The organism is Pseudomonas sp. CAN1, from assembly GCF_030462585.1.
Taxonomy (GTDB): Bacteria; Pseudomonadota; Gammaproteobacteria; order Pseudomonadales; family Pseudomonadaceae; genus Pseudomonas.
Genome location: NZ_JASMRU010000014.1, coordinates 81,443 through 96,546 on the forward strand (window position 1 = coordinate 81,443; position 15,104 = coordinate 96,546).

At 66.2% G+C, this 15,104-nt stretch carries 18 protein-coding genes; 7 read left to right on the forward strand and 11 right to left on the reverse strand.

What is annotated here, in order from left to right:
• Window positions 1–107: 107 nt before the first annotated feature.
• From QO207_RS18675 to QO207_RS18695, 5 genes are all read right to left on the reverse strand, one after another.
• On the reverse strand, window positions 108–314 hold the full coding sequence (locus QO207_RS18675; RefSeq protein WP_301533809.1) for a hypothetical protein: 207 nt from the start codon (window positions 312–314) through the stop codon (window positions 108–110).
• 231 nt (window positions 315–545) lie between these two features.
• A complete protein-coding gene (locus tag QO207_RS18680) occupies window positions 546–1,046 on the reverse strand; it encodes a DUF2938 domain-containing protein (RefSeq protein WP_301533810.1) in 501 nt (166 codons plus the stop codon).
• A 57-nt stretch (window positions 1,047–1,103) separates the two neighbouring features.
• Window positions 1,104–2,300, reverse strand: a complete 1,197-nt coding sequence (locus tag QO207_RS18685) for an MFS transporter (protein ID WP_301533811.1) — start codon at window positions 2,298–2,300, stop codon at window positions 1,104–1,106.
• Window positions 2,301–2,410: 110 nt separating this feature from the next.
• Window positions 2,411–2,626 (reverse strand): 4-oxalocrotonate tautomerase family protein, encoded by a 216-nt coding sequence (locus tag QO207_RS18690; protein WP_301533812.1) that lies wholly within the window; start codon window positions 2,624–2,626, stop codon window positions 2,411–2,413.
• 32 nt (window positions 2,627–2,658) lie between these two features.
• Window positions 2,659–3,393 carry an SDR family NAD(P)-dependent oxidoreductase gene (locus tag QO207_RS18695; protein WP_301533813.1) on the reverse strand — a complete coding sequence of 245 codons (735 nt, stop codon included), beginning with the start codon at window positions 3,391–3,393 and terminating at the stop codon, window positions 2,659–2,661.
• A gap of 132 nt (window positions 3,394–3,525) precedes the next feature.
• Here QO207_RS18695 and QO207_RS18700 point away from each other — a divergent pair, with 132 nt between their 5' ends.
• Both QO207_RS18700 and QO207_RS18705 read left to right on the forward strand, forming a co-directional pair.
• Window positions 3,526–4,443 (forward strand): LysR family transcriptional regulator, encoded by a 918-nt coding sequence (locus tag QO207_RS18700; RefSeq protein WP_301533814.1) that lies wholly within the window; start codon window positions 3,526–3,528, stop codon window positions 4,441–4,443.
• A gap of 271 nt (window positions 4,444–4,714) precedes the next feature.
• The gene (locus QO207_RS18705) at window positions 4,715–7,120 is read left to right on the forward strand and encodes a TonB-dependent siderophore receptor (RefSeq protein WP_301533815.1); all 2,406 of its coding nucleotides are present in this window, start codon (window positions 4,715–4,717) and stop codon (window positions 7,118–7,120) included.
• Window positions 7,121–7,406: 286 nt separating this feature from the next.
• Here QO207_RS18705 and QO207_RS18710 read toward each other — a convergent pair whose 3' ends face one another.
• The 3 genes from QO207_RS18710 to QO207_RS18720 form a co-directional block, all read right to left on the reverse strand.
• Window positions 7,407–7,919, reverse strand: coding sequence for a thioredoxin family protein (locus tag QO207_RS18710; protein ID WP_301533816.1), 513 nt, complete (start codon window positions 7,917–7,919; stop codon window positions 7,407–7,409).
• A gap of 57 nt (window positions 7,920–7,976) precedes the next feature.
• Window positions 7,977–8,420 carry a nuclear transport factor 2 family protein gene (locus QO207_RS18715; protein WP_301533817.1) on the reverse strand — a complete coding sequence of 148 codons (444 nt, stop codon included), beginning with the start codon at window positions 8,418–8,420 and terminating at the stop codon, window positions 7,977–7,979.
• Between the two features lie 109 nt (window positions 8,421–8,529).
• Window positions 8,530–9,033, reverse strand: a complete 504-nt coding sequence (locus QO207_RS18720) for a GNAT family N-acetyltransferase (RefSeq protein WP_301533818.1) — start codon at window positions 9,031–9,033, stop codon at window positions 8,530–8,532.
• A gap of 142 nt (window positions 9,034–9,175) precedes the next feature.
• On the opposite strand from QO207_RS18720, the gene QO207_RS18725 reads away from it, so the two are divergent.
• From QO207_RS18725 to QO207_RS18740, 4 genes are all read left to right on the forward strand, one after another.
• Window positions 9,176–9,607: an Rrf2 family transcriptional regulator gene (locus tag QO207_RS18725; protein WP_301533819.1), complete on the forward strand. Its 432-nt coding sequence runs from the start codon at window positions 9,176–9,178 to the stop codon at window positions 9,605–9,607.
• Window positions 9,608–9,946: 339 nt separating this feature from the next.
• Window positions 9,947–10,333, forward strand: coding sequence for a DUF1360 domain-containing protein (locus QO207_RS18730; protein ID WP_301533820.1), 387 nt, complete (start codon window positions 9,947–9,949; stop codon window positions 10,331–10,333).
• An 18-nt stretch (window positions 10,334–10,351) separates the two neighbouring features.
• On the forward strand, window positions 10,352–11,041 hold the full coding sequence (locus tag QO207_RS18735) for a bifunctional 2-polyprenyl-6-hydroxyphenol methylase/3-demethylubiquinol 3-O-methyltransferase UbiG (protein WP_301533821.1): 690 nt from the start codon (window positions 10,352–10,354) through the stop codon (window positions 11,039–11,041).
• A 49-nt stretch (window positions 11,042–11,090) separates the two neighbouring features.
• A complete protein-coding gene (locus QO207_RS18740; protein ID WP_301533822.1) occupies window positions 11,091–11,582 on the forward strand; it encodes an HIT family protein in 492 nt (163 codons plus the stop codon).
• Here the strand turns inward: QO207_RS18740 and QO207_RS18745 are convergent.
• Entirely contained in the window at window positions 11,553–12,497 is a 945-nt protein-coding gene (locus QO207_RS18745; protein ID WP_301533823.1) for a LysR substrate-binding domain-containing protein, read from the reverse strand. The two genes, QO207_RS18740 and QO207_RS18745, sit on opposite strands and share 30 nt — an antisense overlap.
• Window positions 12,498–12,605: 108 nt before the next feature.
• Between QO207_RS18745 and QO207_RS18750 the strand changes: the two genes are divergently transcribed.
• Window positions 12,606–13,556 carry a DMT family transporter gene (locus QO207_RS18750; RefSeq protein WP_301533824.1) on the forward strand — a complete coding sequence of 317 codons (951 nt, stop codon included), beginning with the start codon at window positions 12,606–12,608 and terminating at the stop codon, window positions 13,554–13,556.
• Between the two features lies 1 nt (window position 13,557).
• On the opposite strand, the gene QO207_RS18755 is transcribed toward QO207_RS18750, so the two are convergent.
• Together QO207_RS18755 and narI are read right to left on the reverse strand one after the other, a co-directional pair.
• Entirely contained in the window at window positions 13,558–14,403 is an 846-nt protein-coding gene (locus QO207_RS18755; RefSeq protein ID WP_301533825.1) for a peptidylprolyl isomerase, read from the reverse strand.
• A gap of 11 nt (window positions 14,404–14,414) precedes the next feature.
• On the reverse strand, window positions 14,415–15,098 hold the full coding sequence (gene narI / locus QO207_RS18760; protein ID WP_301533826.1) for a respiratory nitrate reductase subunit gamma: 684 nt from the start codon (window positions 15,096–15,098) through the stop codon (window positions 14,415–14,417).
• Window positions 15,099–15,104 lie beyond the last annotated feature (6 nt).

The following is a 15,104-nucleotide window of genomic DNA, read 5'->3' on the forward strand; positions in this document are numbered from 1 at the left end:
CTCCAGCGTTGGGCGGTTCGCGAGCAAGCTCGCTCCTACAACAGCGAAGAGCCCCGCGTCAGCGGGGCTTTTTCATGTCGATGCAAATCAGCAAGCGCAGGTTAGGCTCAATGCTGCGGCGAAGCCATCTGCTGGTAGGCATCTTCCAGCGCATCGGCGTCGCGCATCAGTTGGCGGGCGGCGCAGCGCAGGCGGCGGTTGAGCTCGGCGCTGGCGATGAAGGGGGCGAGTTCGCGCAGCAGCTGCGCGGCCAGTTCGTTGTTGTAGGCGGTCGAGCGCACGTTGCGCAGCGCCTGGAGATCCGGGTCTTGCATGGCGGTAGCCTCCGGTTTCAGCTCGCTGGAGCTTGAGGAAGTCGAGATAGAGCGTGGCGCCATTGTCGTCATTCAGCGGCCAGCGAAGCCGGTCGGGCCGGCTGGCGCCGGACTGTCCGAGCGGCAGCCGTGTCTGGTCGGCCGACGATGGCGCAAGCCGGTAAATCTACCGGTTTCGGTCGTCGACGATTTTCGAAAGGCCCTGCTGGCGCACTAGCCGGTCGCGGCGTATCAGCCTGCGCAGGTCAGCGATTGCAGCGCGAGGGCGCTGAGGTACAGCCCCAGGCCGAAGATGGCGTGGGTGATCAGGCTGTGCAGGCGTGCCTTGCCCGGGTTGGCGGTCTTCGCGGCGGCGACGCCCAGGCCGAAGGCCGGTTGCATCAGCAGGAACGGCATCGCCACGGTCACCACGCCGAACAGCAGGGCGGGGAGCAGGCTGGGCTGGCACAGCCAGCTGGCGCCGGTCAGGGCGAGCAGCGCCAGGGCGAAGACGATCCCAATGAAGTAGTGGGCGATCCAGCCCAGTGCGCGTTCGCCGGCCACCGGCGCGGCCTTGCCGATGGCAGCATGCTGGAAGCGGCCGCGCGGCATGTGCCCGAGCCAGCGGCCGAGCAGCGCGTAATCCAGTGCGGGCACGCCGAGCAGGCGCTTGCGCAGGACGGTCCAGACGTCCATCAGCAGGGTGGCGCCGATACCAATGGCGATAGCGGACATGAGTGTTGAGAGCGACATGGCGGATTCCTTCGAGTGGGCGATGGAATCAGCATCCCGGTTCAAGTGGACTTGAGGTCAAGCCCCGCTGGCGGCGCGTCGGCTCAGGTTCGAGCCGATCACGTAGAACACCCCTCCGCCGACGATGAAGGCGCCGAGCATGACGAACACCCAGTGCGGCGCGAACAGCGTGAGGAACCAGCCGACGAGGATCGGCCCGAAGGCGCCGCCCAGGTTGGCCAGGTTCTGCGTGCCGTAGTACACGCCGCGCAGGTGCGCCGGGGCGATGCGGTCGATGAACATGTACTCGGCGGGGATCACGATGATCTCGCCGAGGGTGAACACCACCATCGCCAGCCCCCAGTGCACCAGGCTGTGGGACAGGCCGAAGCCGACGATGCCGAGCACGAACAGCGCAAGGCCCACCACCAGCCAGCGCTCCAGGTGCTGGTTGCCAATGCGCTTGCCCACCAGGTACTGCAGGGCGATCACCGTCACCGCGTTGACCCCCAGCAGCGTCTGGATCACCTGGTAGGCGTACTGCGCCGTGCCGGTGGCCACCAGGTACTGCGAGAGGTAGGCGGAGAACTGGCCGAACACCACGGCGGTGAGCACGCCGCCGATGGTGAAATACATCAGCCGGTGATCCTTCGACAGGACGCCCAGCACCGCCAGGAAGGACGGCGGCGCGACGCTGGCGGCCGGGCGCATCTGGCGGTCGCCCAGGCGTGCGAAAGCCAGCAGGAACAGCGCGCCGAGGCTGGCGGAGATGATGAAGGGCAGGTGTGGATTGCCCTGCGCGAGGTAGGCGCCGACGAAGGGGCCGATGGCGTAAGCGAGGTTGATCAGCGTGTAGCGGATGGAGAAGGCACGGCCTTGCTCCTCCGCCGGCAGCAGGCGGCCGAAGATGGTCTTCACCACCACGTCGGTGACCGAATAGGCGAAGTTGAAGCCCAGCAGGAACAGGAAGAACAGCCACAGCTGGCGGGTCAGCAGCATGCCGGCGAAGGCGGCGACGAAGCAGGCGCCGAAGCCGAGGATCAGCCGGAAGCCGGGCAGGCGGTCGATCAGGAAGCCGCCGTAAAGGCTCAGCAGCGAGCCGCCGAACAGGGCGCCGCCCATGATCAGGCCGATGCGGCTGACCGGCAGGTCGAATTGGGTCGAGAGGTAGATCACCAGGTAGGGCAGGGTGATGGCGCGGCCCAGGGTGAGCAGGAAGGTGCCGCTGAGCAGCAGGTTGACCTGTAGCGGATAACGCTTGAGCGCGGCGAGCATTCCTTGCCTCGGCTGACAGTGGGAGCAGGTGGGCTCCCGATCCTATCAGCACCAGCTTGGTGCATGGCAAGCGCCGGTGGCCCCGGCAGGGCCCCGGCGTGCCCGCTGCGTCAGCTGTTGCCGTGCTTGCCCTTGGCCTTCAGCTCGGCAACGGTCTTGCCGCCCACACCCCAGGCGTCGGTGGCGATTTCCTGGATCACCACGTAGGTGGTGGACGGCGGCTTGCGCAGCACGCGCTCCAGCAGTTCGGTGACGCCTTCGATGAGCTGACGGCGTTCGTCGGCAGTCACGCCTTCGTCGGTGACCTGGATGTTTACGTAGGGCATGGCGGTTCTCCGTTGTTGTTGTGAGGGTTGGTTTACCAGACGCCGGTGGTGGAGCCACCGTCGACGTTGAGGATGGTTCCGCTGACGAAGGTGGAGTCAGTCAGGTAGAGCACCGCGTCGACGATATCCTGCGGGCTGCCGATCTCGCCACTGGGCGTGAGCCCGCGGAGGAATTCGCGGGTGCCTTCGTCATCGGCGTGCAGCGGGGTCTGGATGATCCCCGGAGCCACCGCATTGACCTGTACGTGGGAAGCCGCCAGCTCCAGAGCCAGGCCGCGCACCGCGCTGTTCAGGCCGCCCTTGATCAGCACCGGCAGCAGCGCCGGGACCTTCACGTTGGGCTGCATGGCAATCGACGCGGTGATGGTGACGATGTGCCCCGAGCCGTTGGCCGCCATGTGTCGTGCGGCGGCCTGGGACGGGTAGAAGAAGCCCATCAGGTTGGTGCCGACGATGGCGTTGACCTCTTCCTCGGTGTAATCGGTGACCGGCTTGGGAATGAAGATGCCGGCGTTGTTGATCAGGATGTCCACCTGGCCGAACGCCTCGATGGCCTGGGCGAACAGACGGCTGGCAGTTTCCGGCTGGGCGATATCGCCAGCTACGGCGAGGAAGTTCTGCGGGTTGCCCAGCTTCGCCGCGGCTTCTTCCAGGCGGGCCGTGGTGCGGGCGTTACCGACCACATTGTAGCCGCGCTCCAGGTAGGCGCGGGCGATGGCGAAGCCGAGGCCGCTGGAGGCGCCGGTGACGATGACGGTCTTGCTCATGGTGCTGTCTCCGAGAGTGGGGCGGGGCGATGTGCCCGCGTCTTGCTGACCACTCTAGGGCCCGGTCGCCGCTTGAAAAATGTGGCTGGCGGCATTTGAATTGATACCTTGTGTAATCAATCGAGCCGCGCCATGACCCGCCATTTCGACGACCTGCAACTGGGCAGCATCGAGCTGTTCTGCCTGGCTGCGGAAACCGGCAGCTTCACCGCCGCCGCCAACGCCGCGGGCATCACCCCGGCGGCGGTGAGCCGCACGGTGGCGCGGCTGGAGGAACGCCTGGGCGTGCGGCTGTTCGTTCGCACCACCCGGCAGATGCGCCTCACCGAGGCCGGGCGCGGCTACTTCGAGCAATGCCGCCAGGCACTGACGCAGCTGGTGGATGCCGAGCGCGCGGTATCCGGCAGCCAGAGCGTGGCTTCCGGGCGCCTGCGCATCAGTGTGCCGACGCCCTACGCGCATTACCGGTTGTTCCCGCTGCTGCCGGAGTTCCGCCGACGCTTCCCGCAGGTGCAGGTGGACGTGCATGTCAGCAACCGCAACATCGACTTCGCCGGCGAGGGCTACGACCTGGCTATCCGCGGCCGCGACCCGGCGGACTCCAGCCTGGTGGCGCGGCGCCTGGAGGTGGCGGAGAACGTGGTGGTCGCTACCCCTGACTACCTTGCGCGGGCTGGCACGCCGCAGACGCCGGCCGATCTCGCTGCACATGAGTGCATCCAGTTCGAACTGCCCAGCACCGGGCGCCGCGTGCCCTGGACCTTCCGTATCGACGGCGCGGAAGTGGAGATCGAGACCTCCGGCAGCCTCACCGTGCTGGAGGATTACCTGGCCACCGCGACCCTGGCCAAGTGCGGCGGCGGGTTGATGCAGGCGTATCGCTTCACCGTGCAGCAGGAACTGGAGCGCGGCGAGCTGGTGGAGGTGCTGAAGGATTACGGCCAGACCACGCGGCCCTTCCTGCTGATCTACCCGCACGCGCGCCACGTACCGTCGCGGGTGCGGGCGTTCATCGAGTTCATGCTGGAAATGCGTTCCACCCCTGCGTAGGAGCGGACTCCGTCCGCGATCGATTGATCGTCGCTCCGATCGGTCAGGGAGTTGTGCGCAGCCATCGCGGACGGAGTCCGCTCCTGCGCAACACCCAAGTTGCGCGCAGGTTTCGTCATCGCGAAATAAGATACGAAGTATTCGCATTTACAAAGAATTTACATCTGCATACACTTCGGCCTCCCGTCGGCGTCCACCACGTCGGCATTCGCCAACCCGAGTCATTGCGCCACCAGAGCGCAAAACCTCGTACCGAAGGATCCTCCAGCAGATGAAAGACGTAGCCTCGGGCGCGCTCCTGCTCAGTCTCTCCACCTTTGCTCTCTCCGCGGTCGCCGCCCCTGTGGCCATCGACCTGCCCAAGCAGCCCCTGGCCGCTTCCCTGGAGCAATTGCAGTCCGCAACCGGAATGCGGATTTCCTATGATCGTGTCCAGGTCGCCAAGGTTGGCGCGCCGGCACTCAAGGGCAACATGGAGCCGAGCGAGGCACTCGATCGTCTGCTGGCGGACAGCGGCCTGCAGGGCACGGTGAACGGCAACAGTGCGCAGGTCAGCGGTGCTGCACACGGCAATGCGCCGGGCAACGACAGCGTCGATCTGGGCGCCACCGAGATCGTCGGCGCCGCCCCTGTGGCGCCGGGCACCACCGAAGGCACCGGCTCCTACACCACTGGCGTGATGCAGACTTCCACCAAGCTGAACATGACCGTGCGCGAGACGCCGCAGGCGGTCAGCGTGGTCACCCGCCAGCAGATGGAAGACCAGAACATGCAGGACCTCGACGACGCGATCCGCGGCGTCACCGGCATGACCGTCCAGCAGTACGGCCCGGCGCGCGTGAGCTATGCCGCGCGCGGCTTCGACGTCGACAACATCATGTACGACGGCCTGGCCACCAGCATTTCCACCTACACCCAGGACGTGATTTCCGCCGCGGACCTGGCGATGTTCGACCGCGTCGAAGTGGTGCGCGGCGCCACCGGCCTGATGCAGGGCGCGGGTAACCCGGCCGCTGCCGTCAACATGGTGCGCAAGCGCCCGACCCAGGACTTCCACATGAGCCTGGAAGGCAGCGCCGGCACCTGGGACCGCTACCGCAGCCAGGTCGACGTGTCCGGCCCGCTGAACAGCGAAGGCACCCTGCGTGGCCGCGCGGTGGCGGCCTATGAGACCCGCGACAGCTTCCAGGACGTGGTCAGCGGCGAGCGCGGCGTGCTCTACGGCATCACCGAGGCCGACCTGAACCCTGACACCACCCTGACCCTGGGCGCGTCCTACCAGAACGACAACAAGAACGACAACTGGGTGGGCCTGCCGGCGCCGCTGGGTGGTCGTCACCTGGACCTCAAGCGCTCCGACTACTACGGCGCCGACTGGTCCTACTGGGATACCACCACCACCCACCTGTTCGGCGACGTGGTGCACCGCTTCGACAACGGCTGGCAGATGAAGGTCGCCGCCGACAAGCTGTGGGCGCGCATCGACATGCTCGGCCTGTACAACAGCTGCTACTACACCGAAGGCTGCCCGACCATGGTCCAGGGCCCGGGCAAGTATGCCTACACCGACGACCACCAGAGCTACGACGCCTTCGCCAACGGCCCGTTCCAGGCCTTCGGCCGCGAGCACGAGCTGGTGTTCGGCGGCAGCTATCGCGAAGAGCGTTTCGACGGCCACGGCGGCTGGGGTGACCTGACCTACAAGGACGGCTCGCCGGTGACTCCGTTCGATCCGACCCAGTGGGACCCCAGCTCGGTGCAGAAGCCGAACATCGACATGAGCCTCTGGAACATGAAGCTCGACCAGGAGCAGAAGGGCGCCTACGTCACCACCCGCCTGAACGTCGCCGACCCGCTCAAGGTCATCCTCGGCGGGCGCCTGGACTGGTACGAGGCCGACCCGCACAACGATACCGGCACCCAGAAGGTCACCCGCAACGTCACCCGCTACGCCGGCGTGGTCTACGACCTGAACGACGTCTACTCGGTCTATGCCAGCTACACCGACATCTTCAAGCCGCAGAGCAACTTCGATTCCAGCGGCAGCCTGCTCGACCCGATCACCGGCAAGAACTACGAGATCGGCCTGAAGGGCGAGCACTTCGGCGGCACGCTGAACACCCAGCTCGCGCTGTTCCAGATCGACCAGGAGAACCGCGCCACCGATGACACCAGCGGCCCCTCGCCGTGCCCCAGCTCGCCGACCTCGATGTACTGTTCGCGGGCTTCGGGCAAGGTGCGCAGCCAGGGTGTCGACATGGAGGTCAGCGGCGCCATCACCGAGAACTGGCAGGCCATGGCCGGCTACACCTATGTCGACGCCAAGTACAAGCACGACAGCAACGAGGACAACGTCGGCAAGCCGTTCGACCCGAGCAAGCCGCGCCACCTGTTCAAGCTCGCCACCAGCTACACCCTGCCGGGCGAGCTGCATAAATGGCGCGTAGGCGGCAACCTGGTGACCCAGAGCCAGACCGAGGACACCTCCACCGGCTTCCAGCAGGGCGGCTACACGGTGACCAACGCCATGCTCGGCTACAAGGTCAACGAGAACATCGACACCCGGGTGAACTTCAACAACATCTTCGACAAGTACTATTACAGCGGCATCAGCTTCGGCAACCTGAACTACGGCGAGCCGCGCAACCTGATGTTCACGGTGAAGTACTCGATGTGATCCGCCTGCCCTGAACGAAAAAGCCCCGCATCGCGGGGCTTTTTCTTTGCTTTTCGCAGGAGCGAGCTTGCTCGCGAACAATCTGCAGGCGGCTCCGGTGTGGGGCGGTTCGCGAGCAAGCTCGCTCCTACAGCCGCATTGCGTGTTCGACGCAGTGCGGCCCACCTTGGCGTAGGAGCGGACTCCGTCCGCGATCGGCTTCGCTTCACAGCGGACCTCATCGCGGACAAAGTCCGCTCCTACGCTATCCGGAAATGTTGTGCGGGTCTTTGGAAGGCCGGCGCGCTCAGCCCCGACCTTCCGCCTTCTCGAACAGCTCCAGCAGGTCCGTCAGCGTGCTTTCCAGGTACTCGCCCGCACGGTACGCGGGCTTCAGCGCATCACCGCCAGCCACCACCTCCAGCGGCCGTTCGATGAAGCGCCCCACCGGCTGGAAATCGCCATCGAGCACCAGCACCACCGGGATCAGGATGCGCTCCAGCGCCATGCGCTCACGCAGGTCGTCCTCGGCGCGGCCCTTGCTGATCACCGCCAGCTCCACCCGCGGTTGCAGGCGTTGCAGGTGGTCCATCACGGTGACGTTGATCTGGCAGTCCGGGCACCACATCTCGCCGGCGATCAGCAGGTGGTAGCGGCCCTCGATGGCCTGGATGCGGCGCAGGGTATCGGCGCTGATCGTGCCGGGCTTGGCCAGCAGCTGCTGGACCTTGCGCACGCCGGCGATCTCGTCGGGCAGGCCGTGGTTGACGAAGGCGTCGAAGCCCTCGCCGATGGAGAAGAGTTCCTCGAAGGAGGCCATGGGGATTTCCTTGAACGGGTGATGGCCCATCCCAGCAGAAATCCCCGAGGCGGGCAATCAGCTCTTGGCGGTCTGCGCCTTGGCTGCAGCCAGGTAGGGCGCCAGGCGGCGGCCCATTTCCTCGCCCAGGGCCTGCAGGCCGCTGAGCGGGCGGACCATCACCTCGAACTCGACGATCTTGCCGCTCTCGTCGAAGCGGATCATGTCGATGCCCTTGAGGTCCTTGCCGTTCACCGTGGCGCTGAATTCCAGCACTACGTTGAGGCCGTCGCCGGTGGCCAGTTCGCGGTGGTAGGTGAAGTTCTCGAACACCTGCAACACGGTGTTGAGGATGGTCGAGACCACCGGCGCGCCGGGGTAGGGCGAGTGCGCCATGGGCGAGCGGAACACCGCGTTGGGTGCCAGCAGCGACGGCAGGCTGGACAGGTTCTTGGCGGCCACCATCTGGTGCCAGCTGGCCAGCGAAGCGGCGGCCTGGGGATGCAGGTTCAGTGCGGTCACGGGATTACCTCCTGGGAGTTCTTGTTGTTCACTCAGGACGATACGGCCGCGCCGGCAACTCGCTCAATGATCGGAAATGACAGAAGACTGATCCTGGCGTACAGCGCTTTCAGTGTGTGGCCGGGCTGATCAGGTAGCTCACCAGCTGCGGATCGTCCCCCGGCTCGATGCTCTGCACCGGGCGCGGCAGGTCGGCGAACACGGCTTTCCAGAAGGCTGCCGCCACTTCGTCCTGGGCATAGAAACGCACCAGCCACGGGCCGGGATTGCCCAGCAGCACCTGGTTGGCCAGCGCGCGGCCGATGCCCATGCGCCGGTACTTCTTCAGCACGAACAGGTCCGACAGCTCCAGCGCGTCGATGCCCGGCAACTCGCTGCCTTCCACCAGCAGGAAGCCGGCGATGAAGCCGTCGGCAAGGATCAGGTTGGCGCTCCACTCCGGCTCGCTCCAGTAGCGCGCCAGGTGCTCCTCGTGGATGTAGAAGCGGCCGTCGACCTCGACGTCCTCGTCTTCCCAGTCCGACGACTCGTAGGCGTAGTACTGGTAGAGGTTGCGGATCAGGTCCTGGTGCTCGGGGCCGGCCTGCACCAGCTGGATGGAAAGGTCGTTCATGGTCAGGGCTCGCGGGGCGGCGGAAGAGGGCGCGTGACCGCCATTGTCGCCCATTCCGCTGGCAATGCCAGTGGCAGACGGGTTTGAACCGCGCCGCGGCGGGGTGCGATGATGCAGGCGCCTTCCCCTTCGAGACCCCGCCGTGCGAACCGACAGCCGCCTCTCGCGCATGCTCCACGTGCTGCTGCACATGGCCCGCGATGACCAGCCCGTGACCTCCGAACGCATCGCCCAGATGCTCGGCACCAACCCGGCCGTGGTGCGGCGGACCATGGGCGGCCTGCGCGAGGCCGGTTACGTGCGCTCGGAGAAGGGTCATGGCGGCGGCTGGACGCTGGACTGCGACCTGGCCCAGGTGACGCTGCTGGACGTCTACCGCGCCGTGGGCAGCGAGCGCCTGTTCGCCATGGGCTTCGATAACGACAACCCGGACTGCCTGGTGGAAAAGGTGGTCAACGCCGCCCTGCAGGACGCCATGGAGCAGGCCACCGCCATCCTCCTGGAGCGCCTGGGCGCCGTGTCCCTGGCTGATCTCGCCGAACGCTTCACCGCGCTCTATCCGAAAGACCGCTGATTACGATTTGTCGATAAACGACGCGGCTCCTGGTGGATCTGAGACGTTTTCATTGAACGATATGTCGGCCTTTCCCGAGAAGTTCGTGCCGGTTTTTCCCCCTCACCCCAGCCCTCTCCCTCAGGGAGAGGGAGCCGTCTGTACCGGCTGATGCCGTGGCTTCATCCTGCACCGAACGGTCCCCTCTCCCTGAGGGAGAGGGTTAGGGTGAGGGGCTCTTGTCCCTAAATGGACCAGCATTGCGGTCGATGACTGGCGTTGACCCTGTGCGTCCAATCAAGTTACTTTAAAAGTAACGAAAGATTCGAAGTCTCAGTCACTGCCCACCAGGAACCCCCCATGATCGATCTCTTGAACTCGCCGCTGGCCGGCGCGCTGTGGACCTGCCTTGCCCTGGCCATCGCTGCCTCCGCGCTATCGATGACCGTTACCCAGACCGAACTGTTCGCCCCGCTGCGGGCGCTGGCCAGGAAAATCCACCCGCAGGTCGGCCATCTGTTCCAGTGCTTCTACTGCTTCAGCCACTGGGTGGTGATTGCCGGCACCCTGGTCTACCGTCCGGTGGTGATCGCCAGCGGCTGGGCGCCGGTCGACTGGCTGGTGGCGACCTTCTTCACCATCGCGCTGACGGCGATGTTCTGCGGCCTGCTGTTCAAGGTGTTCCTCACCGCCATGGCCAAGGCCGTCAGTGAGCGGGAACTGAAGAAGCTGTTCGCCAGCGAGTGATAGGCAAAAGGACTCCGCATGAACCACTCCGAACTGATGGCCCCGTTCCACGATCCCGACGCCGCCGCGCGTTACGCGGAAAACCCGCCGCGCTTCGTTCCCGGCCTGTTCGACCTGCACCGCATGGCGGCCATCCTGCTGGCCGAACAGGCGCCGGCGGACGGCCACCTGCTGGTGCTCGGCGCGGGTGGCGGCATGGAGCTGCGCGCCTTCGCCGAAGCCCAGCCGGGCTGGCGCTTCACCGGTGTCGATCCGTCTGCCGAAATGCTCGCGGTGGCAGCGCAGATGCTCGGCCCCAACGCCCAGCGCGCGGACCTGCTGCAGGGCTACATCGAAGACGCTCCGCCAGGCCCGTTCGACGGCGGCGCCTGCCTGCTGACCCTGCACTTTTTGCCCGAGGCGGAACGCCTGCGCGTGCTGCGCGAAATCCATGCCCGGCTCAAGCCGGATGCGGCCTTCGTCATGGCTCACCTCTGCGTCCCGCAAGGCGCCGGTGAGCGGGCGCGCTGGCTGTCGCGCTATGCCGAGTTCGCCGTCAGCGCGGGGATGGAGCCCGGCAACGCCCAGCGGGCACGCAACGCCGTGGATGCGCACCTGAACATCCTCACGCCCGAGCAGGACGAAGCGCTGCTCTGGGAAGCCGGCTTCAGCCGCATCGAGGCCTTCTACGTCGGCTTCGCCTTCCGAGGCTGGGTTGCGCTCGCCTGATACTGACCTCTGCTAGGCTGGCGTCCCGTTTTGCGCTGGACGCCAGTCGATGCAGATTCCTGCCACCCACGTCATCCACCAGACCGAGCACTGGCTGCTCAATCACCATCTGGCGTCTGCCTTGCCCGGCTACCTGATGCTCGGCTCGAAGCGGCCGGTGGAGTCGCTGGCTGACCTGCCGGAAGCCGCGCTGGCAGAGATGGGCGGGCTGTTGGCGAAGGTGCAGCGCATCCTCGAAGACACACTGCAACCCAAGTGGCTATACATCGGCCGTTTCGGCCATGCGCCGGGCTTGCCGATCCACTTCCATTTCATTCCGGTTTACACCTGGGTCGAGGATGCGTTCTGGGCCGATGAGCGCTATCGCTCGCTAACTCAGTTCGCCCACATCGACGATGCCGCCACCCAGACCGATGGCGCCGAACTGACCCTGTTCATCTGGCGCGAATTCGGTGAAGCGCCGCTGCCGCCGGCGGTGCAGGGGCCTTCGATCGAACAGGTGATCGAGCAGCTACGCGGGCGTTTCGTCCAGCCCCAGTGACGCCAGCAGCCAGTCATGGAACAGCTGAGCTGCCGGTGACAGCTGGCGGTGGCGCAGGGACACCAGGTACTCGCCGCGCTCGGTGACCATGGCCAGCTCCGTCACCCGTTGCATCTCGCCGTTGGCCACCGCTTCGTCGGCCATGAAGCCCCAGGCCAGGCCGATGCCCATGCCCTGCTGCACGGCGCGGTAGGCGAGGGTGAGCTGGTTGAACACCGGGTCGCCCTCCGCCGGCTGGTAGTCCTTGCCGAAGTGGCCGAACCAGTCGTGCCAGTCCAGGCAGCTCCAGGCTGAGGTATCCAGCTGCACCAGCGGCGCGGCGGCGAGCTGGTCGAGGGTGGTGATGCGCGAGGCATCGAAGTCCGGTCGGGCCACCGGATAGACCACTTCGGGCAGCACGAAGCGGCTGTTCAGTGTGGTCCAGTCGCCGGCGCCGTAGAGGATGCCCAGGTCGAAATCCACCAGGCTGGCTTCGTCGATCTCGTTGATCGCGTGTACGTGCACGGCGATGCCGGGGTGCGCCTTGTTGAACTCGATCAGCCGGGGGAACAGCCAGAACTGCGCCAGCGCATGGGTCGCCAGCACCGACACGGCGTTGCTCTGATGCACGTTGCGGATGCGCCGCACGCTGTGTTGCAGGCGATCGAGCAGCATGTCGACGGTGCTCAGCAGCTCCGTGCCGGCGGCGGTGAGAGTGACGCCGCGTGGTTTGCGCTCGAACAGCGGCACCTTGAGGCTGTCTTCCAGCGCGCGCATCTGCTTGCTCACCGCGCTCTGGGTGAGGAACAGCTCGGTGGCGGCCTGGGTGAAGCTGCCGCAGCGGCCCACGGCCTCGAAGGTGATGAGGGTTTCCAGGGGCGGCAGGGTGCGCAGGTAACGGCTGATGACGGCTCTCCGGTGAAAGGGCTGAGGCATTCCTGGCGGGAATGTCTCGGTGCGGATTTATCCTTGGTCAGAACCTACCACAACCGCTACCGTGGCGGCTCTTTATGGGCATTCACTGAAGTATCGAGGTTGTTGCAGATGAAACGCGGGGTGGTCTACGCAGGCATGGCAGGGGCGATCTGGGGCGGGGTGATCCTGGCGCCGTCGCTGGTGCCGGAGTTCAACCCGCTGCTGATCAGCTCCGTGCGTTTCGCGCTGTATGGCGCCATCTCGCTGCTGATCGCCCTGCCGGTGGCCCTCGGCCTGCTGCGTCGGGTCAGCCGCGAGGACCTGTCGATGCTGATTCGCCTGTCCCTGGCCGGCAACCTGCTGTACTTCGCGCTGCTGTCGGCGGCGGTGCAGTTCGCCGGGGTGGCGGCGGCCTCGCTGATCAACGGCATCATGCCGCTGGCGATCAGCTACCGCAGCCGTTCGGAGCAGGACTCGCTACCGCTGTCGCGGATGAAGATGCCGCTGGCGCTGGTCGCCCTGGGCATCCTCTGCATCAACCTCGATCCGTCGGCGCTGATGGCTGCCGGCAGCACGCCGGGCGAGCGCATCCTCGGCATCGTCTGCGGTTTCTCGGCGGTGATCTGCTGGTCCTGGTACGCCACGGCGAATGCGCGCTACCTGAAAGCCAGCCACTTCACCAGCCACCAGTGGTCGACGCTGACCGGGGTGGTCACCGGCGTCATGGCCGTGGTGCTGGCGGGAGTGGGAGTGCTGATCGCGCCGCAGGCGGTGCCGACCGGCATTTCCTCGGAGCGCTGGATGGTGTTCCTCTGGGTCTCGCTGTTCCTAGCCATCTTCGGCTCGTGGGTCGCCAATGGCCTGTGGAACGCCGCAACGCGCCGGCTGCCGATGAGTCTGGGCGGCCAGCTGATCGTCTTCGAAACGCTGTTCGCCTGCGCCTACGCCTACATCAACGAGCAGCGCCTGCCCGGCCCGGTGGAGGCGTTGGCGATCATCCTGCTCACCGTCGGCGTGCTCTGGGCCATCGGCCTGCACCGCGCGCCGGCCGAGATCGAAGGGCGCGCGGCGCAGTCCTGAGTCACATCCCGAGGTCGTTGCGGCGGTTGCCCGAGCCCTCGATGGGGTCGTCGTCCAGGCGGATGCCCTGCACGCCGATCTCCTTCTCCAGCGCCAGCAGGTACTGGCGCAGGGCGTGGCGGGTGGATTCCTCGCGCAGGCTGTGATGGACCTTGTGGGCGACCTGGGCGTAAGGCAGCGGCTTGCGCTCCTGGCGCGCGTCGATGCTGACGATGTGCCAGCCGTAGCGCGACGCCAGCGGCCGGTCGTGCAGGCCTACCGGCAGGCGCTGCAGGGCCTGGTCCAGTTCGGCGACGGTCTGCCCGGAGGTCAGCCAGCCCAGTTCGCCGCCTTCGTCCTTCGACGGGCAGGCGGAGTGCCGCTGGGCCAGGTCGGTGAAGCGTTCCGGGTGTGCGATCAACTCCTTCAGCAGCTTTTCGCCCAGGCGGTAATGGGCGTCGCGGGCCTTGGCGTCTTCCGGTGCGGCGGGCAGCAGGATGTGCCGCACGCGCAGGCGGGTGGGCTCGGAGAAGCGCTCGCGGTGGGTGTCGAAGTAGCGCTGGCAGGCGCCTTCGTCCGGCTCCGGGACGTTCAGCTCGCGCTCCAGCAGCAGCGCCACGGCCTGGTCGTTCTCGTCTTCGCTGCCGGCCTTGTCGTTGCCGGCCGTGAGGCCGAGCATGGCGGCGCGCTGGCCGAGCAGCTCGCGCACCACCAGCGCCCGCGCGGCCTTGAGCTGGGCCTCGGCGAGGCTGGCGGAAGGGTGGAAGGGCGTCTCCTTTGCGATGTCCGCTTCGGAGAGTTCGGTGTCGCCGACGCGGATTACCGCGAGCGGCGCATCGGGCAGGTTTTCGACGGCAATCATGTCCATCTGCATCTTCCTTAGCCGCGACGGCGGACGATCTGGTAGTTACGCCCGAAGTAGCCCAGCGGGATGCTCCACACGTGGACCAGGCGGGTGAAGGGGAACAGCAGGATGATGGTCAGGCCGAGGAAGATGTGCAGCTTGAAGATCAGCGGCGCTTCCACCACGAAGTCGGCGGCGCCACCGCGGAAGAACACGATGGCCTGCGCCCAGTTGGCCAGCGCCAGCATCATGCCGCCGTCGAGGTGGTCCATGGATTCGAAGATGGTGGTCAAGCCCAGGCACGCCTGCAGCAGGAGCAGGGCGATGATCAGGTTGTCCATTGCGCTGGAGGAGGCGCGCACGCGCGGGTTGCTCAGCCGCCGCCAGAGCAGCATGGCGCCGCCGATCACGCAGAGCACCCCGGCGATACCGCCGAAGATGATCGCCATCAGCTGCTTGTGCCCGGCCGAGAGGAACGGCGCATAGACCCAGTGCGGCGTCAGCAGGCCGACCAGGTGGCCGCCGAAGATCGCCAGGATGCCGATGTGGAAGAGGTTGCTCGCCAGGCGCATGTTCTTTGACGAGAGCATCTGGCTGGAGCCGGTCTTCCAGGTGTACTGGCCGTAGTCGTAGCGCATCAGGCTGCCGATCAGGAACACCGTGCCGGCGAGGTAGGGGTAGATGCCGTAGATGAATTGGTGCAGGTATTGCTCGAACATGATGGG